Source organism: Paenibacillus crassostreae (assembly GCF_001857945.1).
Taxonomy (GTDB): domain Bacteria; phylum Bacillota; class Bacilli; order Paenibacillales; family Paenibacillaceae; genus Paenibacillus_AQ; species Paenibacillus_AQ crassostreae.
Map to the genome: position 1 here is coordinate 3519008 of NZ_CP017770.1, position 24661 is coordinate 3543668.

24 protein-coding genes are annotated in these 24661 nt (G+C 39.0%); 17 read left to right on the forward strand and 7 right to left on the reverse strand.

Annotation, left to right across the window (positions count from 1 at the left end):
- Nucleotides 1-19: 19 nt before the first annotated feature.
- Nucleotides 20-1288 carry a phosphoribosylamine--glycine ligase gene (gene purD / locus LPB68_RS16210; protein WP_068661015.1) on the forward strand — a complete coding sequence of 423 codons (1269 nt, stop codon included), beginning with the start codon at nucleotides 20-22 and terminating at the stop codon, nucleotides 1286-1288.
- Between the two features lie 348 nt (nucleotides 1289-1636).
- Here the strand turns inward: purD and LPB68_RS16215 are convergent, their stop codons facing one another.
- Nucleotides 1637-2473 (reverse strand): YitT family protein, encoded by an 837-nt coding sequence (locus tag LPB68_RS16215; RefSeq protein ID WP_068661029.1) that lies wholly within the window; start codon nucleotides 2471-2473, stop codon nucleotides 1637-1639.
- A 317-nt stretch (nucleotides 2474-2790) separates the two neighbouring features.
- Between LPB68_RS16215 and ilvA the strand changes: the two genes are divergently transcribed.
- Nucleotides 2791-4065, forward strand: coding sequence for a threonine ammonia-lyase IlvA (gene ilvA, locus LPB68_RS16220; RefSeq protein WP_068661016.1), 1275 nt, complete (start codon nucleotides 2791-2793; stop codon nucleotides 4063-4065).
- A gap of 165 nt (nucleotides 4066-4230) precedes the next feature.
- Here ilvA and LPB68_RS16225 read toward each other — a convergent pair whose 3' ends face one another.
- Entirely contained in the window at nucleotides 4231-5739 is a 1509-nt protein-coding gene (locus LPB68_RS16225; protein ID WP_232510305.1) for an aminotransferase class V-fold PLP-dependent enzyme, read from the reverse strand.
- A 73-nt stretch (nucleotides 5740-5812) separates the two neighbouring features.
- Nucleotides 5813-6289, reverse strand: coding sequence for a DsrE/DsrF/DrsH-like family protein (locus LPB68_RS16230; RefSeq protein WP_068661017.1), 477 nt, complete (start codon nucleotides 6287-6289; stop codon nucleotides 5813-5815).
- Between the two features lie 199 nt (nucleotides 6290-6488).
- Here LPB68_RS16230 and uxaC point away from each other — a divergent pair, with 199 nt between their 5' ends.
- From uxaC to LPB68_RS16255, 5 genes are all read left to right on the forward strand, one after another.
- Nucleotides 6489-7892 carry a glucuronate isomerase gene (gene uxaC, locus LPB68_RS16235; protein ID WP_068661018.1) on the forward strand — a complete coding sequence of 468 codons (1404 nt, stop codon included), beginning with the start codon at nucleotides 6489-6491 and terminating at the stop codon, nucleotides 7890-7892.
- Nucleotides 7893-7904: 12 nt separating this feature from the next.
- Entirely contained in the window at nucleotides 7905-8903 is a 999-nt protein-coding gene (locus LPB68_RS16240; protein WP_068661019.1) for a LacI family DNA-binding transcriptional regulator, read from the forward strand.
- Nucleotides 8904-9117: 214 nt separating this feature from the next.
- Entirely contained in the window at nucleotides 9118-10581 is a 1464-nt protein-coding gene (locus tag LPB68_RS16245) for a tagaturonate reductase (protein ID WP_068661020.1), read from the forward strand.
- A gap of 11 nt (nucleotides 10582-10592) precedes the next feature.
- A complete protein-coding gene (locus LPB68_RS16250; RefSeq protein ID WP_068661021.1) occupies nucleotides 10593-12083 on the forward strand; it encodes a UxaA family hydrolase in 1491 nt (496 codons plus the stop codon).
- An 87-nt stretch (nucleotides 12084-12170) separates the two neighbouring features.
- The gene (locus LPB68_RS16255) at nucleotides 12171-13112 is read left to right on the forward strand and encodes a DMT family transporter (RefSeq protein WP_068661022.1); all 942 of its coding nucleotides are present in this window, start codon (nucleotides 12171-12173) and stop codon (nucleotides 13110-13112) included.
- 88 nt (nucleotides 13113-13200) lie between these two features.
- Here LPB68_RS16255 and LPB68_RS16260 read toward each other — a convergent pair whose 3' ends face one another.
- Both LPB68_RS16260 and LPB68_RS22370 read right to left on the reverse strand, forming a co-directional pair.
- Entirely contained in the window at nucleotides 13201-14169 is a 969-nt protein-coding gene (locus tag LPB68_RS16260; RefSeq protein WP_068661023.1) for a hypothetical protein, read from the reverse strand.
- A gap of 21 nt (nucleotides 14170-14190) precedes the next feature.
- Nucleotides 14191-14853: a DUF1129 family protein gene (locus LPB68_RS22370; RefSeq protein ID WP_082865829.1), complete on the reverse strand. Its 663-nt coding sequence runs from the start codon at nucleotides 14851-14853 to the stop codon at nucleotides 14191-14193.
- Between the two features lie 145 nt (nucleotides 14854-14998).
- On the opposite strand from LPB68_RS22370, the gene LPB68_RS16270 reads away from it, so the two are divergent.
- The 3 genes from LPB68_RS16270 (at nucleotide 14999) to LPB68_RS16280 (ending at nucleotide 17010) form a co-directional block, all read left to right on the forward strand.
- Nucleotides 14999-15181 (forward strand): hypothetical protein, encoded by a 183-nt coding sequence (locus LPB68_RS16270; RefSeq protein WP_068661024.1) that lies wholly within the window; start codon nucleotides 14999-15001, stop codon nucleotides 15179-15181.
- Between the two features lie 127 nt (nucleotides 15182-15308).
- Nucleotides 15309-16139 carry an alpha/beta hydrolase gene (locus tag LPB68_RS16275; protein ID WP_068661025.1) on the forward strand — a complete coding sequence of 277 codons (831 nt, stop codon included), beginning with the start codon at nucleotides 15309-15311 and terminating at the stop codon, nucleotides 16137-16139.
- 91 nt (nucleotides 16140-16230) lie between these two features.
- Entirely contained in the window at nucleotides 16231-17010 is a 780-nt protein-coding gene (locus tag LPB68_RS16280; RefSeq protein ID WP_068661026.1) for a DODA-type extradiol aromatic ring-opening family dioxygenase, read from the forward strand.
- A gap of 90 nt (nucleotides 17011-17100) precedes the next feature.
- Here LPB68_RS16280 and LPB68_RS16285 read toward each other — a convergent pair whose 3' ends face one another.
- Nucleotides 17101-17631 carry a DoxX family protein gene (locus LPB68_RS16285; RefSeq protein ID WP_068661032.1) on the reverse strand — a complete coding sequence of 177 codons (531 nt, stop codon included), beginning with the start codon at nucleotides 17629-17631 and terminating at the stop codon, nucleotides 17101-17103.
- A 240-nt stretch (nucleotides 17632-17871) separates the two neighbouring features.
- Between LPB68_RS16285 and LPB68_RS16290 the strand changes: the two genes are divergently transcribed.
- The 4 genes from LPB68_RS16290 (at nucleotide 17872) to corA (ending at nucleotide 21838) form a co-directional block, all read left to right on the forward strand.
- Nucleotides 17872-18948 carry a DUF3048 domain-containing protein gene (locus LPB68_RS16290; RefSeq protein WP_068661033.1) on the forward strand — a complete coding sequence of 359 codons (1077 nt, stop codon included), beginning with the start codon at nucleotides 17872-17874 and terminating at the stop codon, nucleotides 18946-18948.
- A gap of 210 nt (nucleotides 18949-19158) precedes the next feature.
- Nucleotides 19159-19773, forward strand: a complete 615-nt coding sequence (locus LPB68_RS16295; protein ID WP_068661034.1) for a DUF47 domain-containing protein — start codon at nucleotides 19159-19161, stop codon at nucleotides 19771-19773.
- A gap of 13 nt (nucleotides 19774-19786) precedes the next feature.
- Nucleotides 19787-20776, forward strand: a complete 990-nt coding sequence (locus tag LPB68_RS16300) for an inorganic phosphate transporter (RefSeq protein ID WP_068661035.1) — start codon at nucleotides 19787-19789, stop codon at nucleotides 20774-20776.
- Nucleotides 20777-20878: 102 nt separating this feature from the next.
- Complete coding sequence (gene corA / locus LPB68_RS16305) at nucleotides 20879-21838, forward strand: magnesium/cobalt transporter CorA (RefSeq protein ID WP_068661036.1); 960 nt, start codon at nucleotides 20879-20881, stop codon at nucleotides 21836-21838.
- 29 nt (nucleotides 21839-21867) lie between these two features.
- Here the strand turns inward: corA and LPB68_RS16310 are convergent, their stop codons facing one another.
- On the reverse strand, nucleotides 21868-22413 hold the full coding sequence (locus LPB68_RS16310; protein ID WP_068661037.1) for a hypothetical protein: 546 nt from the start codon (nucleotides 22411-22413) through the stop codon (nucleotides 21868-21870).
- A gap of 233 nt (nucleotides 22414-22646) precedes the next feature.
- On the opposite strand from LPB68_RS16310, the gene LPB68_RS16315 reads away from it, so the two are divergent.
- Genes LPB68_RS16315 through LPB68_RS16325 form a run of 3 tightly spaced genes read left to right on the forward strand, consistent with a single transcriptional unit; the run spans nucleotide 22647 to nucleotide 24642 of the window.
- Nucleotides 22647-22937 (forward strand): YerC/YecD family TrpR-related protein, encoded by a 291-nt coding sequence (locus LPB68_RS16315; RefSeq protein ID WP_068661038.1) that lies wholly within the window; start codon nucleotides 22647-22649, stop codon nucleotides 22935-22937.
- A gap of 1 nt (nucleotide 22938) precedes the next feature.
- A complete protein-coding gene (locus LPB68_RS16320; RefSeq protein WP_068661039.1) occupies nucleotides 22939-23724 on the forward strand; it encodes a sirohydrochlorin chelatase in 786 nt (261 codons plus the stop codon).
- 21 nt (nucleotides 23725-23745) lie between these two features.
- Complete coding sequence (locus LPB68_RS16325) at nucleotides 23746-24642, forward strand: diacylglycerol kinase (RefSeq protein WP_068661040.1); 897 nt, start codon at nucleotides 23746-23748, stop codon at nucleotides 24640-24642.
- Nucleotides 24643-24661 lie beyond the last annotated feature (19 nt).

The following is a 24661-nucleotide window of genomic DNA, read 5'->3' on the forward strand; positions in this document are numbered from 1 at the left end:
TACCAAAGGGAGAGCAAACATGGATATATTGGTCGTTGGCGGTGGCGGACGTGAACATGCCATCGTATGGGCGCTAGCGAAGAGCCCAGAGGCTGGAGTCATATATTGTGCACCGGGTAATGCAGGTATTGGATCGATCGCTGAATGCGTACCTATTGCTGTGAATGAGTTCGATGCTCTGACTGCTTTTGCGAAAGATAAGAATATAGATCTTGTGGTAATCGGACCGGATGACCCTTTAGTAGACGGCATTGTGGATGCATTCGAGGCAGAGAATATTCCTGTATTTGGACCGAGAAAGAATGCAGCAGCGATTGAAGGAAGCAAGACATTCATGAAAGATTTATTGCATAAATATCATATTCCAACAGCAGCTTACGAGAAGTTCGACAATTATGAGAGTGCTAAGGCATATTTAGTAGCACAACAGGTTCCAATCGTAATCAAAGCAGATGGCCTAGCCGCTGGAAAAGGTGTAACGGTAGCCTTTACGATGGAACAAGCGGAAAAGGCGCTTTATGACATTATGGTTAGTAAAGTATTTGGTGATGCTGGAAGCCATGTTGTCATTGAGGAATTCCTTGCTGGTCAAGAAATGTCTATTCTTGCATTCGTGGATGGGGAAACTGTTCGACCGATGGTGGCTGCACAAGATCATAAGCAGGTGTTTGATGATGATCAAGGCCCCAATACGGGAGGGATGGGGACGTATTCTCCATTACCACATATCGATTCAAAAATTATTGCAGAAGCCATTGAGATGATCATCAAACCAACGGCAAAGGCAATGGTTGCGGAAGGACGTTCTTTTCGTGGGGTGTTATTCGCTGGTCTGATGATTTCACCAGATGGAACACCAAAAACGATTGAATTCAATGCTCGCTTCGGAGATCCCGAGACTCAAGTTGTATTACCAAGGCTCAAGAGTGACTTACTTGCTATCATGCTGGCTGCTGTGAACGGAACACTAGCAGACATCGAGATCGAGTGGAGTAATGAGGCAGCAGTGTGTGTAGTGCTTGCATCAGGTGGCTATCCAGCATCGTATCCGAAAGGACTTGCCATTCATGGGTTAGATGAGGTGCGAGATGCACTTGTATTCCACGCGGGTACTGCGAAGAATGAAGCTGGAGAGTGGGTAACGAATGGTGGACGTGTTCTAGGCGTTGTAGGTCTCGGACAAGATATTGCTCACGCCCGAGCTAAAGCTTACGAGGAAGCGGCTCATATTGAGTTTGAAGGCAAACAACAACGTTCGGACATCGCAGCTAAAGCACTTCTTAAATAGATAGAGCAGATTAGTCATGAAACATTAGGGGAACAAGAGCGGACTATATAGAGATCTTAAATAGAATTATAAATAAAAATCCTAAAAAGAAAGGCCTTCCTGAAACTAGGAAGGCCTCTAAATATATCATGGAGCAAATTTATACTTGATAAACTAGTGTTTGATAAAGTCTTTATACTTAGCGAAGAGAACGGAATTGTCCTGAAGAAGCGGTAGCGTTCGCCTTTGCCCCTGAATTTTCACCGCAAATAGCGGTAGATTAAAAAATTCGGGGGCAACAGCGATCGTAAGGACAATCCGTTATCGTAGCGACCATGTATACAGATAAATTAAATGTTTAAAAAGTGTTTATTTCGAAATATCAACAAATCCTTCACCAAACACATCACGTACGTCATGTATCGTTACAAAGGCATTGATATCAATAGCTTTAACGATTTTCTTGAGTGTAGAAACCTCTTGTTTACTAATAACAATGTAAAGCACTTCTTTGGGATCTTTGGTAAAGTACCCATGCCCCGCTAGAACAGTTACACCACGTTCCATAAACAGGGTGACTTTTTCAGCAATTTGATCTTGTTCATTTGATATAATCATGACGGCTTTTTTCGGGTTCAGACCTTCAATGATAAAGTCCATAATCTTGGTTCCTACATAGAGCATAATGATCGAATACATCAGACTTTCTGCTCCGATGATGAAATAAGAAGAGAAAACAATGATTAAGTCAAAGAATAATAAGGAGTAACTAATATTCCAGTCCAAATATTTGTTCGTTATTCTTGCGAGAATCGCAGTTCCTGCCGTTGTACCTCCAACACGTATAATCATTCCGATCCCTACACCTGTGAATATACCTCCGAATATGGCATTTAGAATGAGTTCATCAGAGGATATACTCCAGTTAACGCTTAAGTGGAGGAACAGAGAATTAAAGACAACGGCTATAATAGTATAAATGGTTGTTGTTTTATCCAAAAATTTATAGCCAATTAGAAGTAAGAAGGAATTTATAATTAAGCTGACTAGTCCGGGAGACCATTGGAAAAGGTAATAAAAGATAATCGTTAGGCCCGTGACGCCACCCTCACCAAACTCATTTGGAATAACAAACAAATTGACAGCTAATGCAAATAGAAAAGCACCAGCTATAATAAATAGGATATCGATGATTCTTTTTTTCATATAAAATCCATCCTTATCTTGTTGAATGAAGTGTTCATATACTTCTATGTAAAATACATGAATATCTAGCAAAGAATAAATCGTAACGCTGGATGATTTATATGTCAATAATATTTATTGCCTTATAGTTAAATTAATATGTAAGAATCAATTTCATAATTATGCAAACCAATTTAATCGGAGATTATGAATTTGATTCATGTAGGCAAATCTTCATCTCTAGTTGAAAAATAGATATGATAAGAGTACGGTTGTAAGATAGGAATAGAAACAGAAGGCTTCGAAAGCTATAATTTGAAATTGGAGTGAGGAGAAGAATGACAGAATTGAAAAAAGAGAACAAGCTAGGTCGCGTAAGGATGGAGGATATTATTCGTGCGCATCATGTTCTACGTGAAGTGATTGTTCGCACACCTTTACAATGGGATGCTGTACTTTCAGCTAAGTATAACTGTAATGTATATCTGAAGAGAGAGGACTTACAAGTAGTACGGTCTTTTAAGATTCGCGGTGCGTATAATATGATTCGTAGTCTTTCTGAGGAAGATTTAGTAAAAGGGATCGTCTGTGCAAGTGCTGGGAATCATGCTCAAGGTGTGGCATTTTCTTGTAAAACATTAGGGATTCAAGGCAATATCTATATGCCAAGTACAACACCTAATCAGAAAGTGAAGCAAGTCAGACGATTTGGTGGGGATAATGTAAAGGTAGTACTGGTAGGTGATACGTATGACGATGCGTATGCTGAAGCGATGAAGGCTTGTGAAGAACAGGGATTGACGTTTATACATCCTTTTGATGAACCTCGTATTATTGCAGGAAATGGTACAGTCGCTATGGAAGTGATGGAAAGTTTAGATACTCCCGCTGACTTTATTTTTGTGACTATTGGTGGTGGAGGGTTAGCTGCAGGGATTAGCTCTTATATTAAAGCTGTAAGCCCCCAGACGAAATTGATTGGGGTAGAGCCATTAGGGGCGGCATCCATGAGTGAGGCACTGTTACGCAAAGAAATTGTAACTTTAGATGAAATTGATAAATTTGTTGATGGTGCAGCAGTTAAACGTGTAGGTGATCTAACATATGAGATCTGTGCCAAGTCGCTAGATGATGTATTGAAGGTGCCGGAAGGGAAAGTATGTACCACGATCTTGGAACTATACAATGAGAATGCGATTGTAGTGGAGCCTGCTGGAGCATTACCCGTATCAGCATTGGAATTATATCGTGAGCAAATTGAAGGTAAAACGGTGGTATGTATTATTAGTGGTGGGAATAACGATATTGCTCGAATGCAGGAGATTAAGGAAAGATCACTTGTGTATGAAGGACTCAAACATTATTTCATGATCAACTTCCCGCAACGTGCAGGTGCACTTCGTGAATTTCTCGAAGATGTATTAGGACCTGATGATGATATTACGAACTTTGAATATACGAAAAAGCATAATAAAGAGAATGGTCCGGCCCTTGTCGGAATTGAGTTAGATTCCAAAGAGGATTATGGAGCTTTGATAGAACGTTTAAATCAAAAAGGTTTTGAGTATAAGGACCTTAATAAGGAAGGAAACCTGTTCAATTTATTGTTTTAATAGGAATCAATTTCATAATCGCTAGGTTAGCATAATTATGAAAATGATTCAGGAATCAATTTCATAATCGCCTAGGTTAGCATAATTATGAAAATGATTCAGGAATCAATTATTACAAAGGCGTGATACGATGGAAACTCGTATCACGCTATTTTCATATCTGAATCAGAATGAGAATAACCCTTCTACGTTCACTTCAGATGAGGTATATCGGTTGACCCAATCATTGGTTGAGGGTTGATATTGGTAATCTTGTTTCCATGTTGCAATATTGATTAGAATGGAGCGAATAGCCGAAGTGATGAGAAGAATTTCGCGACGGGTCATAATAGGATGAATAGATAATCTAACCCAACCTGGCTTATAAGTTAAATCTCCTTTATCTAATTGATCCGTTATTAGGTTAGAAGTTTTCTCATTCATATGAAGTAAGTAGTGGCCATAGGGTCCTGCACAGGAGCAACCACCACGAGCCTGTATTCCAAAGCGATCATTGAGTAGCTTGGTAAACAGATTATAGTGAATGTTGAGGACGACAAAAGATATAATACCAATACGATCCTCAGATTGGCTCTCCAATACAAATATTTCTGGGATCTGTGATAATTCTTTCATAAGCAACGAGGTCAGCTCTTGTTCACGCTGATTAAGCTGCTTGCAACCCATCTTTTCTTTCAGAGAAATACACAATGCAGTTCTAATCGTTTGGAGAATGGGAGGTGTTCCACCATCTTCACGTGTCTCGATATCCTTGTAATATCGTCGACCACCCCAAGCATTAGTCCAAGATACCGTTCCACCCCCTGGATGATCAGGGACTTGGTTCTTATAGAGTTCTGAATTGAAGATTAGGACTCCACAACTTCCAGGACCACCAAGAAATTTATGAGGTGAAAAGAATATAGCATCCAATCGCTCAGTAGGTGAAGTCGGGTGCATATTGATATTCACGTAAGGTGCACTAGCTGAGAAATCAACAAAACATACACCTCCATATTTATGCATGATTCGCGCTAGTTCATGATAGGGTGTCGAGATACCCGTCACGTTAGAACAGGCGGTAAATGAGCCGAATTTATATGTTCGATGACTATACTTCAATAAAGCTTGTTCTAACTTATCTGGATCCACACTTCCCTGTTCTCCTGGATCAATACATACGACATCTCCGATGGTCTCTGCCCAAGATATATGATTGGAATGATGCTCCATATGACTTACAAAAATAACCGGACGCCTTTTCTCTGAAAGGTTTAAATGACCTTGAAGCCACTCAGGAACTTTTAATCCTAAAATACGCTGGAGCTTGTTTACCGCCGCGGTCATACCGGAATCCGTCATGATAAGAATATCTTGATCGTTGGCATTCATATGTCGTTTAATGATGTTCCTCGCTCTTTTGTAAGAGTTAGTCATCGTTGTGCTTGTTATATTGGACTTCGTGTGTGTGTTAGCCATATAAGGTCCAAAAGAATCCATAATACATGATTCTATAGGACGGTAAAGTCGTCCACTCGCAGCCCAATCAGCATAAATAAGCTGTTTCTTTCCATAGGGAGATTGGAAAGAATAGTCTATTCCAACAGTTTGACTACGAAATGAATTGAAATATTGTTCTAATGATGAGATCGAATCTATATTCTCAACGTAATCATCACTTTGTATCTTCAACACTATACATTCCTCCGTCATATCCTGATCTAAACACAGTATATGTGCGAGGCTGATCATAGGTTAAAGCCCAACTTTATATAAACAATTGCATGTCCGAATCAAGAGCATCTTTTAAATAAGCTTGAGCATCAATGATTTCAACCTCTGGTAAGAACTCCTCTGCCTTGAAGCCCATTATTTCTACGGATAATTTACAAGCATAGAACTTAATATTCTTCTTCCTAGCACCTTTTAAAAAGTGAATGAGTTGCGGAGCCCCCTGATCTTCCATCATTTCTTCAAGCATCCATTTCCCAAGACCACTGAAATTCATTTTAGATAAAGGTAATGCTTCCGGTCCTTTGGGTGTAATCACAGTCATCAGTTTTTCATAGATTGTCTTATCCTCTAACGTCATTTTCTCTGGATCTCTCAATAGAAAGAGTCCCCAAAAGGCGAAAAACATCGTGACGTCCACATTAATATCACGTGCAGTATTCGCCAATATCAAACCAGCCATGGCTTTATCGTAATCTCCGCTGAACATAAGCAGATTCATCCTCTTATTCATGAGTTAACCTCCTCTAAGTTATTGAAATATGGATAGTATGGGACAAATTAAGATATGATATGCGAAAAAACGTATTGAAATATCGATATGAAGTAAGATACACTATGGATAATAAATGTTAACGTTAACATTTTAGACTTCGATCGTACCTTTTTGATGTTCATTTACACAAATTCATTTAGAAAAGATGGTGAATGTATTGAAAAAGTTTATGGGGGAAGATTTTTTACTTACGACTGACACAGCGGTCCAATTGTACGAGAACTATGCGAAAGATTTGCCGATTATCGACTATCATTGTCATTTGAGTCCACAAGAGATTTTTGAGAATAAGAAATTTAAGAACATTACAGAAGCATGGTTGTATGGTGACCATTATAAGTGGAGAGCGATGCGTGCAAATGGTGTACCAGAACAATATATAACAGGCGATGCCAGTGATTATGATAAGTTCATACAATGGGCTAACACGGTACCTATGCTTATTGGAAATCCATTATATAACTGGACGCATTTAGAGTTACAAAGATTCTTCGGTGTTCACGAGGTATTGAATGGGCAAAGCGCTCCTGCCATCTGGGAGAAGGTCAATGCTCAACTGACGGGTGTAGATTTCGGGGCAAGAGATTTGATTATGAAATCGAATGTCACGGTGGTCTGCACAACAGATGATCCAGCTGATTCACTGGAATACCATCAACAAATAAAGGGATTAAAAGATTTTAATGTGAAAGTACTTCCTAGCTTTAGACCTGACAAGGGACTTGAAATTAGAAGAGATAGTTTCCTTCCATGGATAGATCGGTTATCAGATATTTATGGATCGTCTGTAGATAACTACGAAACGTTATTACATGCACTAGAATCTCGAGTTAGATTCTTCCATTCTATCGGTGGGAAAGTATCGGATCACGCACTTGATATAGTCATGTTTGAAGACACAACAAGAGAAGAAGCGGGTACTATTTTTGCAAAAGCTCTTCAAGGTGAGTCACTTACATTGGATGATGAGAAGAAATATAAGACGTATACACTTACATTCCTGGGGAAATTGTACGCTGAACTTGGTTGGGTAATGCAGTTGCATATGAATGCACTTAGAAATAACAATACTCGTATGTTAAATGAATTAGGTCCTGATACAGGTTATGATTCAATGAATGATAATGAGATCGCGAAGCCACTTGTGAAATTATTAGATGGTTTAGAGCAAGCTAGTGCTTTACCTAAGACGATTATTTATTCATTAAATCCTAAAGATAATTACGTCATTGCAGGCATCATCGGAAGCTTCCAAGGTGGTGGCGTAGCGGGTAAAATGCAGTTCGGCACAGCATGGTGGTTCAATGATAATAAAGAAGGTATGCTCGATCAAATGAAGGTACTTTCTAATCTTGGATTGTTGACCCGTTTCGTAGGGATGTTAACGGATTCACGGAGTTTCCTATCCTATACACGGCATGAGTACTTCAGACGTCTAGTTTGTCGTTTGATTGGCGAATGGGTAGAAGAGGGTGAAATTCCTTATGATATGGAGCTGTTGGGCTCTATTGTTAAGGGCATTTCACACCAGAACGCGAAAGAATATTTTGCATTTGAATAGGAAGGTACACACATGTCCGTTACGATTAAAGATATAGCTAGACTGGCCAAAGTCTCACACACGACTGTATCACGTGCACTTAATGATAGCCCGCTTATCAAGGAAGAGACGAAGAGGAAAATCATGGATCTCGCGGAACAGTTAAATTATATTCCAGATTACAATGCCAGAAGCCTGGTTATGCAGAAATCGTATACCGTGGGTGTATTCTTCACTAGCATTACAACAGGGACATCAGCCAGTTTCTTCTCAGATGTTATACGTGGAGTAAATAGTGTTATTAGTGAGAATTATAACTTATTCGTGCGCGGGATCGATAACTATAAGGATTATCATTCGATCAACAAGAAGAGGTTCGATGGGATTATTCTGATGAGTCAAAGTGAAGTCGATAACGCATTTATATATCATGTTATGCAGAGTGGAATTCCCTTCGTAGTGCTGAACCGACAGGTACAAGATCCTACGATTATCAATATTGTTCCGAATGACAAAGTAGGAGCGTATGAGGCGGTAACTTTTTTAATCGAGCAGGGACATCACAAAATTGCCATCATTGAAGGAATTGAAGGGTTTAAGTCAACACAGGTACGTAAGGATGGATATCTGAACGCGTTAATTAAACACAGTATACCGATTCGTCAGGAATATATGCTGCAGGGTAGTTATGATATGGAGAGCGGCTACCAAGCCTTGGAACAAATTATTGAACTGGAGAATCGCCCTACCGCTGTATTTTGTTGTAATGATGATATGGCTATTGGTGCAATGAGGGCAGCTTTTGATCAAGGGATTAATATTCCTGGTGAACTATCCATTATTGGTTTTGATGATATTGGGTTCGCACATTATACAACACCAGCATTAACAACAGTGAAGAGACCTATAGAACAGATTAGTATCGAAGGTGCTAAGAAAATATTAGAGTTGATCAATGAACCCAAATCAACAGGTGAGATCATATTTGTAGAAACAGAACTGAAGATTCGTGATTCGGTTAAGAAAATGTAGCATAGATTAGGTTATAGGTTATCTATGAATTGCAGTGTATAGGGAATTTCAGAAGCTTATACACTGCATTTTAATACAGTATCAAGTGAAAATAATCACAGCTATATTTAGGGTTACAGTAATTATAGCTATAGACTAATCTTCTTATAATTGTTAACGTGTGCATTCAAGATGGTTTTGAATGGATAATAAATAGTTGAATGGAGGCATGGAAATGCAATCTTTAAACCGAAATTATCGATCACAAAGTACTGCTACGAGTTATTCGGAAAAAATAGTTCAGTTTGGCGAAGGGAATTTTCTTAGAGCGTTTGTAGATTGGATGGTCTATGTCATGAATCAAGAGGCGAATTTTAACGGTAGTGTCGTTGTTGTTCAGCCATTAGAACAAGGAATGATCGATCACTTGAATAAGCAGGATGGCCTTTACACGCTATATTTACAAGGTATGAAGAATAGTGTAGCAGTGAAGGAACATAATGTCATCGATAGTATCAGTAGAGGAATTAACCCATATCAAGATCATGAAGCCTATCTAGCTTTGTCATCTAGTTCAGATCTTCGATTTGTTGTCTCTAATACGACAGAAGCAGGAATTGCCTATGATCCGCATGATAAGCTTGATGATCGACCTCAGAATAGCTTCCCAGGTAAGCTAACAGCATTCCTATATCGACGATATGTTGCATTTCAAGGATCTTGCGATAAAGGGCTAATTATCATTCCCTGTGAACTGATTGATCGTAACGGAGATAAGTTGAAGAAGGTTGTCCTCCAATATGCAACGTTATGGAAACTAGAGCAATCATTCATAGACTGGATTGAGGAATGTAACACATTCTGTTCAAGTCTTGTAGATCGTATTGTACCTGGATACCCTAGAGATTCAATTGCTGAAATCACAGAAGAACTGGGATACGAAGATGGTCTGGTTGTTGTTGGTGAACAATTTCATCTATGGGTGATTGAGGGACCACAGTGGATAAAGGAAGAATTACCAGTAGAAGTATCTCGATTAAATATTGTTGTTGTTGATGATATGGCTCCGTATCGAACGCGCAAGGTCAGAATATTGAATGGTGCTCATACAGCTATGATGCCAGTTGCCTATTTGTATGGACTTGATACCGTAGGAGAATCCATTGATCATGAAATAGTAGGTAAATATGTTAGAGATCTAATAGAACATGAGATTATTCCTACGTTGGATATGCCACAGGAAGAACTGAAGTCATTTGCCGAAGATGTGATTGAGCGTTTTCGTAATCCTTTCGTCCAACATTACCTTATGAGTATTTCACTGAATTCAATTTCCAAATTCAAGACGAGAAATCTTCCGTCCCTATTGGAGTATGTGAATCGAACTTCCATGATTCCATATAGATTAGCCTTCTCCCTCGCAGCACTTATCATATTCTATCGTGGGAAGAGAAGAGAAGAATCTTATCAAGTATCGGATGATGCATCCATCCTAGAATTCTTTGGAGACTTGTGGGATTCATGGGATGGTACAATACAGACTCTTAAAAAGCTTGTAGTCAGCGCATTAGGTAACGCGACGCACTGGGAATTGGATTTGAACCAAGTTCCTGGCCTGAGTGATGTTGTATTGAAAGATGTAATCAACATCGATCAATTAGGAATGATGCAAGCATTACAACAATTGATGCAGGAATAGGAGGAGTTAACATGGTCAAGGAAACGATGAGGATTCATGTGAATGATAATGTAGCTGTGGCTCTTAGAGAATTAAAGGCAGGCGAATTGGTGCAGATTAGCGACCGTCAGATTGTTGTGCATGAAACTATAAGTCAGGGTCACAAACTTGCAATAGCGACGATCACACCAGATCAAGATATAGTAAAGTACGGATTCCCTATCGGTCATGCAACTGTGGAGATTGGTGTAGGGGAGTGGGTCCATACCCATAATACAAAGACGAATTTAAAGGGGATTGAGAATTATCAATATCACCCACGCTGGAACGTGAATCCTTATGAATTGAAGAACATGACCTTCAAAGGATATAGACGACAAGATGGTCGAGTGGGCATTCGTAATGAATTATGGATCATACCTACTGTAGGGTGTGTGAATGGTGTAGCAGAAGCTATTATGACAAGGTTTAAGGAGACAGTCGGAATAGCTCCTTTTGAGAACACACTCGTTCTTAAACATAATTACGGTTGTTCACAGCTCGGTGAAGACCATATTCATACAAAAACTATGTTGCAAAATGCAGTTCGACATCCGAATGCGGGTGGTGTACTCGTGCTTGGACTAGGTTGTGAGAATAATGAGATGACATCTTTCAAAGAATCATTAGGTCAATATGATGCGGAACGTGTGAAATTCCTAATATCTCAAGAAGTATCGAATGAGATCGAGGAAGGAGTGAAACTCTTACTTGAGATTCATCAAGCTGCAGAAGGGGATCAAAGGAGGGATGTTCCGCTATCGGAACTTCGAATTGGTTTGAAATGTGGTGGTTCTGACGGTTTTTCAGGAATTACGGCGAACCCATTACTAGGACGGTTATCTGATTTCCTTGTGGCACAAGGAGGTACGACAGTCTTAACTGAAGTACCGGAGATGTTCGGAGCAGAGACATTATTAATGGAGCGGGCGGCGAATGAGAAAGTATTCCATAAGATCGTTGCACTCATTAATGATTTCAAACAATATTTCTTGGAGTATAATCAGCCTGTCTATGAGAATCCTTCCCCAGGGAATAAAGCGGGTGGGATCACAACATTAGAAGATAAATCACTCGGATGTACTCAAAAAGCAGGAACATCAACGATTATGGATGTATTAAAATATGGTGAGACGTTACAAAGTAAGGGCCTTAATCTGCTAAGTGCACCGGGTAACGATCTTGTTGCAGCTTCTGCATTAGCTGCAGCAGGATGCCAACTCGTATTATTTACAACGGGCAGAGGAACCCCATTTGGTACGTTTGTTCCCACAGTCAAAGTATCTACGAATTCAGCAATCTATCATCTGAAGCGACATTGGATCGATTACAATGCGGGCACACTTGCGAAAGGCGCAGAAGCTAATGAATTATTAACAGATTTCGTGAGTTATATTATTTCAGTAGCAAGTGGAGAACAAGTGAATAATGAGAAGAATGATTTTAGGGAGATTGCTATTTTTAAATCTGGAGTAACGCTATAAGTTTGTTAAAAAGGAACATGATATGGGTAAGGCGTGGTATATTTAGTGTTAGTTTCTGATTTAGATAGATAGAAAGAAGGAATAACATTGTCACGTCTTGTGTATTTAGCCCTTATTGCTCTAAGTCTTATATGGGGTGGTTCGTTCTATTTCATCAAAATGCTTCTTGAAGACTTCGGTCCTTGGAGTATCGCATTTCTAAGATCATTCGCGGGATTACTGGTGATCGTCATCATTATGATTGTATTAAAGAAACCTTTTGGTTTGCGTACCATTGCATGGATTCCTATGACATTGATGGCCTTGATTAATACAGCTATTCCTTGGGCACTTATTGGATATAGCGAAACGCGTCTACCTAGTAGTATGGCTTCCGTATTGAATGCTACAACTCCAGCTTGGACGATTATCGTGGGTGTATTATTCTTTAAGTCAATATCTTATGGGAAGCAATGGCTCGGAATTGGAATAGCAATGATTGGTGTCGTTGTGTTACTAGATATCAACCCAACAACGCTTATCTCGGTAGATATGCTTGGTTTTGCTTGTATGATTGGCGCGACATTCTGTTATGCAATTGGATCCCAACTGTCCAAGAATCTTCTAAGCAAAGGATATTCAATGTATCAGGTTACTTTTGGAACATTGCTATGTACAATGATTGGGAGCGGGACGATGGCATTTACTACGGAGGGAGTTCCTTTCTCGGAACTAGGTTCAGGAACGAATATGCTAATGGTTCTGGGATTAGGTGTATTCGGCTCAGGGATCGCGTATATCCTGTTCTATTATATGGTTGAAAAAGGGAGCCCCGAGTTCGCAACGATGGTGACATATCTCGTTCCATGTACAGCTGTTATCTGGGGATACACTCTGTTGAATGAACACATCAAATGGACGTTGCTCGCTGGATTGATCATTATTCTAGCGGGTGTCTTCATCGCAAGCCGTAAGAATAAGAGGAAAGATCTAGATCAATCTTCGGAAGAATCGAGTATTCAGAACGAAATAGCTTCCGTAATGAAATAGATAGAAGTAAATAAAGAAGCCTTCTCGGATCAACGGTTGTGAGAGATCACAAAGTTGAACTGAGAAGGCTTTTAAATATACTAAGTGATTAGTACCCCCAAGAAGGGAAGTACTCTTTGCGGAATTTCTCGACTGTAGCATTAAGCTTATAGTTATTATCTTTTAGCACATCCATGTAGGATTGAAGTGTTAGTAGATAATCACTATCCGTTGTTCCTTTTTCAGCAAGAAGAGCTAAGTAGGAGTCTTTGGCTTCGGGATTCATTGATTGGGTATCATAATCGAACAAAGGTGTATTATTCAGGCCATATACCGAATAAATGATGTAATTCTGGTATAGATTCTCGATTTGCTTGGTGCGATTAGAATTAGGATATAGCTTCAAGTATGCTTCTTGTGCTAGAGCACGCTTAGCGACCTCATCCCAACTAATCATAAGAGCGGCGTCTTTTGCAGGAGCATGAGCAGATTCCACGGACATGATGTCGAGATAATTTTTAATTGCAGGCATAACATAGGGACGATAGTTCTTTAATGAAAATTCATAGTCAATGACTGGGAAGAAGGTTCCTTCTGCAGTCTCTAGCTTATACCCGCTATCTTTCGCATCTTGAAAAAGAGTACGTAGGCTTGAACTTGTAGTCCGCGCGATCAGAGTATCGAAACTATCATTTTGTTTATAGATCTTTGCAATGTTCTCCTGTACAGAATCAACAAAGAATTTATCTGACCACGTATCCAATGCTGCTTGTTGAGCATTCTCTAATCGCAGTGTCATTAACCCTGCTTGATATGAATTAACTTCATAAATATGTGCCTTGAGAAATTTGTGTGAGTTCTTAAGTTGATTTGGTTGTTGTACCAGAATGAGAAATTTGTTGTATACATGTTCAGCACGTTTATTAACGGCTGATGCTTTAACTGACACAACGTTAGTACTTGATGTACTTGTTATAGCTTGATCACCAGAAGCACTTACATCCACAATTCCTGAAGCCTGCATTGCAACGAATATAGTTAGGATTGAGGCCGAAGTAACAAAAGTTTTGATTCTCATTAGCTGATTACCTCCGTTTGATTATTTGCGTTTGAATAGAACCAGCAAACCCAATAAACCGACAATGGATATTAGAAGACTTAACCATGGTTGAATCGTAAAGATGGGCAAGATATTCCTAAAGGTATAACCTAACATCATGATCATTACCAAAACGATAATGTATACAACGATGGCCTTCAAATTTAGCCTATGCGACACATACTGTTTCTCTTCTGACCCACGATTTAATATTTTCGTAACAGCTTCAATCAATAGAATTGAACCGCCAGCAATGATAATGAGCGATAAAAGGCTGACTTGATTAAAGGTTGACTGGTTCCCGTTAAGCCATTGTCCAACGAATCCAATCAGTGATTCCATAAAGAAGAATATGGTCAGTGCAATCCAAGGAATCAAGATATAGTATTGAAGGTTTGTGAGTGGTTTTCTTGTGGTAAGATTAGCTATTTGCGTTCGGCTATATTCATCAGCTTCTATTCTTAATAATTGACGTGCGGTTATGCCTTTTTGTTGCACTTCTAATATCTGATGTGCTAATTGAAGCAGAAATTGTTCTCTTTGAATCTTGTCTGCTTGGCTATCGCGGAAATTAACAATGATATCCTCATAGTAGTCTTTATTCTCTGGCGTCATTTGTTCTCTTAGGTGATTATTTTCTTTCATCATAGCTTTGATTGTCATTATGAGCTCCCCTTATCTAGTTTAAGTATAAGAATTGATGGGATTGTTTGCAATGTGACAATAATGTGCAGGTGTATAAAAGCGCTAGATATTTCTCAAAATAGACTGAGAAAATGTTTTATATCTAACACGAGGAGGAATTAGAATGGAGCCGAATGGAGAGTTTGATTTCAATTCAGAAATAGCAGCAGAGTTGACATCTGAGGAAGATGGAGTTACTCCATCTATGTGGGATGCCCAAAATTCAGCTGATCAAGGAAATGACTTCATGGCTGATTGGGAAGGTAGGAAAGAAACGCATAATATGTTCTTGCAAAGTTACGATTGATTAGAAAACATTAAATGGATAGGAATTCAATTGACATTCCCTTTTTAGCAATGCTACAATTAATCCACATTAATCTTATCGGATTTAATAGTATTGAAAACGCATGAAGCGTTAGGGGGAACATGGTATGGAACGCCACATCATCATTAAGCATAATCAAGAGGAATTAACAGCGAATATTCATTATCCAGCAACAGTAATGAAGAAAGAAGGACGAGGCAAAGAAAGAGTCCCTTTAGTAATTATTTGCCATGGCTTTGTTGGCAATCGGATTGGTGTAGATCGATTGTTCGTGAAGACAGCGCGCGAGTTGGCTGATGAAGGTTATATGGTTGTGCGTTTTGATTATATAGGTTGTGGAGAAAGTACAGGTAACTATGGGGATGAAGGAATGGAATCGATGATTGATCAGACTCGTACTGTTCTTGACTATACACTTGCTTGTGCTGATGTGGACCCCACACGTGTAACCTTGATTGGGCACAGCTTAGGAGGAGCTGTGGCTATTCTTACTGCAGGACGTGATCGTAGAGTTAAGAACCTTGTCTTATGGGCTGCTGTTGGCTATCCCTTCAATGATATTGTGAAGATAACAGGCCGTGAAGTGTATGAAACAGCAGTTAAAAAGGGGGGATCTGACTATTTGGGCTATGATTTAACACCGAAATTTTTTGAGTCATTAGCACCATTTCAACCATTTCAACAGGCAGGTAAATTTAATGGGAATGTCTTAGTTATACATGGAACATCAGATGACTCAATTCCCGTCGATTATGCTTTCCTTTTTCAGAAAATCTTCTGGATGCGTGCGGAAGGTCGCTGCGATAAGGAAATTATTTTTCAAGCCAATCACACCTTTTCTTCTGGACTTCATCAGGAACAGCTACTTCACAAGACCAAGCATTGGCTAAATGAACAAGAAGACATACAACAAGATTGGCAAAATTGGATGATATAACAATTTCAGGGTAATGTTTATTGGTAAAATTCCTCCATTAGCTGTAAAATAGTAAGTAGCAACATATACTGGTGTATGGAGGTTGACATCGATGACATTACCCTCTTTATTTGTAGCTCACGGTTCACCTATGCTAGCTTTGGAAGACCATGAATATGTAAGATTTCTACAAGATATAAGTCAACAATTCAGAACACCCAAAGCTATCGTGTTATTCTCAGCCCATTGGGATACACCGGATCAATCTATGACCGTAGATGAGACACATAGTACAATGCATGATTTCTACGGATTTCCAGAAGAAATGTATAAATTGAATTATCCTGCTGCAGGAGATTTAAGGCTGAACGCAGTGATTGATGGAATTTTTAAACAGAAAAATTTACACTATGTACCTATTGAAGGCCGTGGGCTTGATCACGGAGCATGGGTCATACTACAGAAGATGTATCCAGAGGCTAACATACCAGTCATTGAACTGTCAGTAGATTCTAAACGTTCACCGAAGGAACAATATGACATAGGTTCGATGCTTGCAGAACTTCGTAAAGAGGATGTACTAGTAATCGCTAGTGGCGGACTTGTGCATAATTTAAGAAAACTAAATGACTCTCCACAACCAGATGCTTGGGCAGTCGAATTTGATAATTGGATCGTAGAACAACTTGAGCAATGGGATTTAAGAACCTTATTTGAATATGAACATAAGGCTCCCCATGCGGAACAAGCTGTTCCTCGTTATGCGGTTGAACATTTCATTCCGCTCTTCTATGCAATGGGAGCAGCAGACGATGATCGAACAGCAAAACGACTATTTCAAGATTATCAATATGGTAATCTAAGTTTAAACTGTTGGATGTTCGGTTCTTAATAGTTGAAATGATTTAACTCGAAATAATGAATATAACAAGAAGAGCAGGGCTTTAATAAGCCCTGCTCTTCTTGTTATATTCATTATTTGTTACATGGCACCTTTAGATTCTAAATGTGGAAGCTTCGATATTGGTCTTTTTCCCATATGAGGGAATAGGTTTCGAAGATAAGGGATTACCCAACGATCCAGACCGATACGTCCACCATTAGCAGCAGCAACGACGATAAACATTTCCATTAATAGCATTTGAACATTGGTACTTATCGTTCCAGATAACAGGAAGGCCGAATTCATTATCATAGCCATGAGTGCAGCGAATGTAGTAAACATACCTAGAATAAGTCCTAACCCTACTAAAGTCTCACCTAATGGAATAAGTACATTAAAGAAATTGACGCTAGGTAAAGCGGCATTCTCTAAGAATGTAGCCCACCACCCTTGAACAGTAGGATTATCACCTGTACTCTTAGCGATTGCTCCTTGTAGAAATCCTCCTGCATCAAAGCCGCCTGTTAATTTATGAATACCACCTGTGAACCATGTATAACCTAGATATAACCGGATGAAAGTAAGGATGAATGCAATAACTTTGTTAGTTCTTAGTAATTGATTGAACATAATTTTCTCACTCCTTGAGGTATATTGTGTATTTTTGTAGATGATCTCTTTGATGTCTTTATTATAAGTGAAATATTTCACTTGATATGTGATTTAAATCACAAATTTAAAATATATATTAAGATAATAAAAATTAAATAGAATTTATTGTTTGAAATTAGGATGATGACAGACAGAAAAGATCTTTTATGCTTAAATAAAAAGAACAAGAAAATATTACTTAGGAGGAATATTGAGTAAATGAAACGATTGAGGTTAAATGGCATCATTTCTATTAGTGGTCTAATTGTGATATTAATTCTTTCGTCTTGTGCAAATTCTAATAGTGCTGAACAAGCAACACCAGTTCCATTACCATTGGTTGAAGAAGAGCCCGTAGAGATCATTACGCTACCTCTGTACACGGCTCCATTAACCGGACTTCCCATTGAAGAACCTTCAATTGCTCGTCCAATAGCGGTAATGATTAATAATGCTCCTGCAGCAAGACCACAAACGGGTCTCAGTAAAGCAGATATTATCTATGAAGTTCTTGCTGAAGGTGGAATTACACGTCTTATTGCGATCTACCAAAGTCAGAACGATGCTGTTGCAGTAGGTCCAATTCGGAGTATAAGACCTTATTTAATTGAAATAGGGGATTTATATAATGGATTACTTGTTCATGCAGGGGGAAGTCCAGATGCATATTCAATCTTGCAGAAGCAGAAGAAAGATGATTTAGATGAGATTGGAAAAGCAGGTTCATTTTTTTGGAGAGATAAAAGTCGAAAAGCTCCACATAATTTATACTCCGATACGGACAAGCTAAGAGAAGGTGCAGAACAATTAGGATATGCACAAGAGGTGGAGATTCCAACCTATCCTTTTCGTTCAGAATATGAAGTCGTAACAGGAGAGAATGCTGAGAAAGTTGACATTACCTTTCAATTGAAGGATTATACCGTATCTTATGAATATGATGAAAGTACTAAGTTGTATAAACGATTCATTAATAATAAATCTCATATTGACTTGATGAATAACGTACCGTTAGAAACGGCAAATGTAATTATAATGGGTGCTGACCATCGTGTTCTTGATGATGTGGGGAGACTTTCCGTAGATCTAGATTTAGGTGGTGAAGCACTAATACTCCAACATGGAAAGTTGATTAGAGGAAATTGGATTCATACTCAGGATGATGTTATTCGTTTCGTTAAGGATAATCAGGAGATTCCATTACTACCGGGTAACACCTACATAAATATTGTACCCAATGAGCCTACTTTTGACAGCCATGTGACAGTCTCAAATCCATCATCATTATTAGAATAATCCACTTATTTCGCCAAAATAATATGATTTTTGACACTGTTATGTAGCTGGTTTAAAATAACATAGCGAACTTCGTAAAATAAAATGACTGTTTTTGTGAAATTAGTGATTTTGATTTTACAAAAGAGATGCCAGTTGTGATAGAATAACAAGGTTGTCATCAAGTATTAAGTTAAATGAATGGTAATATTTCTGTGAAGGGGTAATCAAATGAGAATAAAGAAGAAGGACATATTTTTTGAAACGATGGAGAATATGGCTGATAAAATCGTACAAGCTGCGGATTATTTCGCTGAGAACGTTGCAGATTTTAAGGATGTAAATGTATTTGCAACAGAAATGAAGAAGTATGAATCACAGTGTGACGAGTACACACACATTATCATTAAGGAACTTAATAAAACATTCATTACACCGATTGATCGTGACGACATTTTGGCTTTAACCTCTAGCTTAGATGATGTCATTGATGGAATGGAAGCTACGACATCTCGGTTCTATATGTATAACTTAGGAAAACCTGACGAGTATATCGTGCAGTTTGCAGAAATCTTACGTCAATCTTCATATGAGATACAGAAAGCTATTCACTTATTGTCACAGAAGAAATTGTTAGCTATTCGTGAACACACTATACGTTTAAATGATCTTGAGAATCAAGGTGATGATTTGCTTCGAATTTGCATCAAGAATTTGTTTGCAACGGTTACTGATCCAATTGAATTGATTAAGAAGAAAGAAATATATGAACGTCTAGAACAAACAACGGACACTTGTGAAGATGTGGCCAATATGTTGGAATCAATTATTATGAGCAACTCTTAAGGGGTTTACGAATATGGAAACATCAATATGGATATTAGGTATCGTTATTTTTCTCGCCTTAGCATTTGACTTTATAAATGGGTTCCATGATACGGCTAACGCTATTGCGACATCAGTCTCTACCCGTGCTTTGAAACCGAGACCGGCTATTATTATGGCAGCATGTATGAATTTTCTAGGTGCTATTATGTTTACAGGGGTTGCTAAGACCATTGGGGGAAGTGTAGCAGATCCAGCAACACTCGATAATGGGATTGAAGTTGTTATAGCAACATTACTTGCTGCGATCATTTGGAACTTAGTGACTTGGTGGTTCGGGATTCCATCATCTTCATCTCATGCATTAATTGGTGCATTAGCTGGGGCTGTGCTAGTAGGAGCGGGATCTAGTCATGTGAAATGGGAAGGATTTATTAGCATTGTTAAAGTGCTTATCTTCTCTCCATTAATTGCTTTTGCGGTCGGATTTATAGTTATGACTGTTTTGAAATGGATTTTTGCCAAGAAGAGTCCCCATACGGTGAATAAAGGATTTCGCTCAATGCAGGTTATTACTGCAGCGTTTCAATCATTCACACACGGAACAAATGATGCTCAGAAGGCGATGGGTATTATCACATTTGCTCTGGTAACAGCGGGAGTGCAGGACACATTGGAAGTTCCTCTTTGGGTTAAATTATCAGCAGCGACAGCGATGGCGCTTGGTACATCTATCGGAGGATGGAAGATCATCAAAACGATGGGAACTAAAATTTTTAAAATCGAGCCGATTAATGGCTTTGCAGCAGATATTACTGGAGCTTCCGTCATATTGTCTGCAACAATTCTTCACATGCCAGTAAGTACTACACATGCCATTACATCTGCTCTATTAGGTGTTGGTAGTGCCAAACGTGTATCTGAGGTGAAGTGGTCATTAGCGGGCCGTATCATCCTTACATGGTTTATTACTATTCCCATTTCAGGTCTACTTGCAGGTGTGATATTTAAAATCTTATTCTAAATTTTTGTATATGAATAAACTGAATAGTAATTTAAAATAATAGAATCGGCCAATCAATACAGGTTGGCTTTTTTGTATTTTTAAGATGGAAAGGAATAACTTATGATTAGGACTATTGCTATAACGCATGCGCATGAGGTGAAAGTAGGGATAGCGTTAAAGGATATCCATATGAATGACTATGCTTGGATCTGGACGGATTTCAATTGTCCTACACCAGATGAAGCTGAACTCCTAGATACATATTTTCATTTTCACCCACTAGCTATTGAGGATTGCATGGTTGTGTTACAAAGACCTAAGTTGGATTTCTATGATGAGTTGCAGTTTCTTGTTCTTCATGCGTTGAACCCCGATACATTAAATGTAGAAGAAGTAGATTTATTCTTAGATCATAATTTATTAGTATCCTTTCATCATAAACAATTGACGGAGATTGATGAGGCATGGGAACAAATCATTCAGCACGCTAATGATCGTAAGATTTGGTCTCGTGGCCCTGTCGCGTGTGCGTATACTCTGATTGATAAGATGGTAGATCTTTATTTCCCTGCACTATATAGTATTGAAGATGAATTGGCTGAGATCGAGAACATAGGGAGCGATGAATCAGTCGAAGAATTAATGAAACAGGTATTTGACCTTCGTGGACGATTATTGAAATTGCGACGAACGATAGTCCCTATGCGTGATCTCATGTATCGAATAATTAATTCACAACATATTAAGAATAGTGGAGAACATACGGTTTATTTTGCCGATATTTACGATCATTTGATAAAGCTGACGGATATGATCGAAGCAGACCGTGAAATGACTGCAGATATGCGTGATAGTTATATTTCACTTAATTCCAATCGAATGAATGCGATTATGAAGACTCTTACCGTGATAACGACGGTCTTTATGCCTCTAACCCTAATAGCAGGTGTTTATGGAATGAATTTTGACAATATGCCGGAACTTCATTGGCAATACGGATATGCATTTATTTTACTAGGTATGTTCTTGCTTGGCGGTGGTATGGTGATTTGGTTTATAAGACGCGGCTGGTTTAAATAATAGAAAGCTACAGTGTTATAGTTTGGACTTTATGTTCTTTTAGACTTCCGATATGGAGTAGACTTCCTCGAATTCTTGGAGAAGGTACGATTGGAAGTCTTCTTGCGCTGCGTTGTCGTGGACTTTTTACGTCGACGCTTTCTTGGGGTGTAGTATAAGTCATCTCCATCTTTAGCTGTGCTTTTGGTTGAACCTTTTCCAAAGGTACCCATCATTAGTTTGATCATAGGGGCCATCTGTTGGACTCCAGCCATAACTTTTTGGAACTTACCCATGGAGCTAACAATCCCATCTATACCACCCATTCTATCGATAACACCTTTGAGTTCGCCTATGTTAGCTAAAGAGAATCCTGTTTTCGCAGGGGTGGCAGGTGGTAATACGGTTGCCGCTGTAGTTGTGGCAGGATCAATCCATTCACCACCTCCTTGATAAGGGATCTGGGATGATGCTTCAAGCTGAGGAATATCTCCTAATGATTCAATTCCAGGGTATGCATTATTATATGAGGGTGAAGAAAAAGGACCGAGTGAACGTTGATTGCTCGGAGAATGACGATGGTAATGCACAGGCATGATTATCACTATCCTTTTCAGATTGGTTAATAACACAGTATGTTGTAGGCGTACATAATGTATGGACGAATGCCTGGATCACATAGGGTAGGAGCGGAAAGAGGCTTCTGCCTATACTTTGTTTATATTGTTTTAGAATCAATTCTTTACTGCGTAACTCCGTTAATGCTTGAAAAGATTGCTTCGACTAAAGTACAATAGAATTACATAGTAATAGTAGAGGATGATTATCGGTGCAATTAAAGAAGCTGAATGACAAAAGTGTGGACCAATTATTTGAAGCGATACTAACTCTTAAGAATGTTGAAGAATGTTATGTGTTCTTCGATGATCTGTGTACGGTAAATGAAATACAATCACTCTCTCAGAGATTGGAAGTAGCACGTATGCTAGGTAAAGGTTCAACATATAATCAAATCGAGGCAGAAACTGGCGCAAGCACAGCTACAATCTCACGTGTTAAGCGTTGTTTGAATTATGGTAATGATGGGTACAAAATGTCATTGGAACGTTTAGGACGATAACATGGTGAGCCCAGGCGTGTTAATAATCAGCCACGGATCCAGGGAATCTTCTTGGGTAGAGCTTGTGGATGAAGCTGTGAATCAATTACCGCTGCAGGAATCTATTCCTGTGGCGGTTTCATTCTTGGAGCTTGTACAGGGAAGATTGATTCAAGATGGTATCAATCAACTCGAAGCACAAGGTGTAACTGATATTATCACCATTCCACTGTTTGTATCTTCAGGGAGTACGCATGTTGATGAAATTGCTTACGCGCTAGGTGTGAAAGAGACGGCAGATTGCGAAACAGATCTGGCACCTTTTCACATCCAAGCTAATATACATTATGGACTTCCGATGGACGATGATCCTGATATTGCTCAGATGATCTGGGATAAAGTAAGAGATCAAGTAAGAGATCAAGCTTCATCTTCAGAACATGGTCGTCAAGTTATACTTCTTATTGGTCACGGAAGTATTTATGAACATTTCCGAGTCCGCTGGGAACAGGGTCTTTCATCACTCGCGTCAAAAGTAAAGGCGATGAGCGATGTGGTTACTGTAGATTATGCATTATTAAATCCAGACTCTGTTAAGCAGAGAATGGAATATTGGATCAATGAACAAGGATTCGAGGTGATTGTATTCCCGCTCTTCTTGAGTGAGGGATATTTCACTCAGAATGTAATACCGGGTCGACTTGAGGAATTTAAGTATCGTTATACCGGTGAGGCACTTCTGCCACATCCCTTGCTGTCGCATTGGATTGGTAAACAGATTTATGCTATGTTACAAATGATCAAATAATAATAACAGGTGGTTTCTGGTATGAAGAGAGCAAGGTTAATCTATAATCCTACTTCTGGACGAGAGGAAATGAAAAAAAGACTAGCTGACATATTAGAACGCCTCGACCAAGGTGGTATTGAGACTTCGGTCCATGCTACAACGGGAGAAGGAGACGCGACTCGTGAAGCTGCAGAAGCTGTAGAACGCGGGTATGATATGATCATTGCCGCGGGTGGCGATGGTACGTTGTATGAAGTCGTTAATGGAATAGCTGGCAAAAAAAATCTTCCACCACTCGGCTTATTTCCGCTGGGAACAACTAATGACTTCGCTCGAGGACTTGGTATTCCTAAGAATTGGGAAGAATATTGTGATCTGATTATTCAACAAGAGACAAGACCTATAGATGTAGGAAAAGCCAACGATCGTTATTTCATTAATATTGCGGGTGGCGGAACGTTAACGGAATTGACATACGATGTTCCAAGTAAGCTCAAGACTTTAATCGGACAACTTGCCTATTATCTAAAAGGAATAGAGAAGATGGTTCGCTTATCACCACAGGAACTTATTATCAAGGCGAATGGACAGGAAACTTTGCATGATGAATTTATGTTGTTTCTCATTGCGAATACGAATTCCGTTGGGGGATTCGAACTACTGGCTCCAGATGCGCGTATTGATGATGGTTTATTTGATGTCATTGCACTAAAGAACTGTAGTTTACCTGAATTCGTTCGTGTCGTTAGTATGGCACTCCGTGGTGAACATCTGCGGGATAAGAAAGTCATTCATTTCCAAACAGATTATATGGAGGTCACTTCACCAGGTGAAGTGTTGTTGAATCTTGATGGTGAGCTAGGGGGTTCATTACCTGGTACTTTCGAGATGTTGAAGCAACATATACAGATTTTCGCTAAAGCAGATTTAAAATAGTTACCCATGAGAAAATTAA

Excerpts from the sequence above, each read along its gene's own strand:
- LPB68_RS16270 (WP_068661024.1), top strand. The coding sequence starts at position 14,999 with ATGGAGCCGAATGGAGAGTTTGATTTCAATTCAGAAATAGCAGCAGAG.
- LPB68_RS16250 (WP_068661021.1), top strand. The coding sequence starts at position 10,593 with ATGGTCAAGGAAACGATGAGGATTCATGTGAATGATAATGTAGCTGTG.
- LPB68_RS16280 (WP_068661026.1), top strand. The coding sequence starts at position 16,231 with ATGACATTACCCTCTTTATTTGTAGCTCACGGTTCACCTATGCTAGCT.
- LPB68_RS16325 (WP_068661040.1), top strand. The coding sequence starts at position 23,746 with ATGAAGAGAGCAAGGTTAATCTATAATCCTACTTCTGGACGAGAGGAA.
- LPB68_RS16260 (WP_068661023.1), bottom strand. The coding sequence starts at position 14,169 with ATGAGAATCAAAACTTTTGTTACTTCGGCCTCAATCCTAACTATATTC.
- ilvA (WP_068661016.1), top strand. The coding sequence starts at position 2,791 with ATGACAGAATTGAAAAAAGAGAACAAGCTAGGTCGCGTAAGGATGGAG.
- LPB68_RS16215 (WP_068661029.1), bottom strand. The coding sequence starts at position 2,473 with ATGAAAAAAAGAATCATCGATATCCTATTTATTATAGCTGGTGCTTTT.
- corA (WP_068661036.1), top strand. The coding sequence starts at position 20,879 with ATGATTAGGACTATTGCTATAACGCATGCGCATGAGGTGAAAGTAGGG.
- LPB68_RS16295 (WP_068661034.1), top strand. The coding sequence starts at position 19,159 with ATGAGAATAAAGAAGAAGGACATATTTTTTGAAACGATGGAGAATATG.
- LPB68_RS16275 (WP_068661025.1), top strand. The coding sequence starts at position 15,309 with ATGGAACGCCACATCATCATTAAGCATAATCAAGAGGAATTAACAGCG.
- LPB68_RS16300 (WP_068661035.1), top strand. The coding sequence starts at position 19,787 with ATGGAAACATCAATATGGATATTAGGTATCGTTATTTTTCTCGCCTTA.
- LPB68_RS16310 (WP_068661037.1), bottom strand. The coding sequence starts at position 22,413 with ATGCCTGTGCATTACCATCGTCATTCTCCGAGCAATCAACGTTCACTC.
- LPB68_RS16240 (WP_068661019.1), top strand. The coding sequence starts at position 7,905 with ATGTCCGTTACGATTAAAGATATAGCTAGACTGGCCAAAGTCTCACAC.
- LPB68_RS16290 (WP_068661033.1), top strand. The coding sequence starts at position 17,872 with ATGAAACGATTGAGGTTAAATGGCATCATTTCTATTAGTGGTCTAATT.
- LPB68_RS16245 (WP_068661020.1), top strand. The coding sequence starts at position 9,118 with ATGCAATCTTTAAACCGAAATTATCGATCACAAAGTACTGCTACGAGT.
- LPB68_RS16230 (WP_068661017.1), bottom strand. The coding sequence starts at position 6,289 with ATGAATAAGAGGATGAATCTGCTTATGTTCAGCGGAGATTACGATAAA.
- LPB68_RS22370 (WP_082865829.1), bottom strand. The coding sequence starts at position 14,853 with ATGACAATCAAAGCTATGATGAAAGAAAATAATCACCTAAGAGAACAA.
- LPB68_RS16320 (WP_068661039.1), top strand. The coding sequence starts at position 22,939 with ATGGTGAGCCCAGGCGTGTTAATAATCAGCCACGGATCCAGGGAATCT.
- LPB68_RS16285 (WP_068661032.1), bottom strand. The coding sequence starts at position 17,631 with ATGTTCAATCAATTACTAAGAACTAACAAAGTTATTGCATTCATCCTT.
- purD (WP_068661015.1), top strand. The coding sequence starts at position 20 with ATGGATATATTGGTCGTTGGCGGTGGCGGACGTGAACATGCCATCGTA.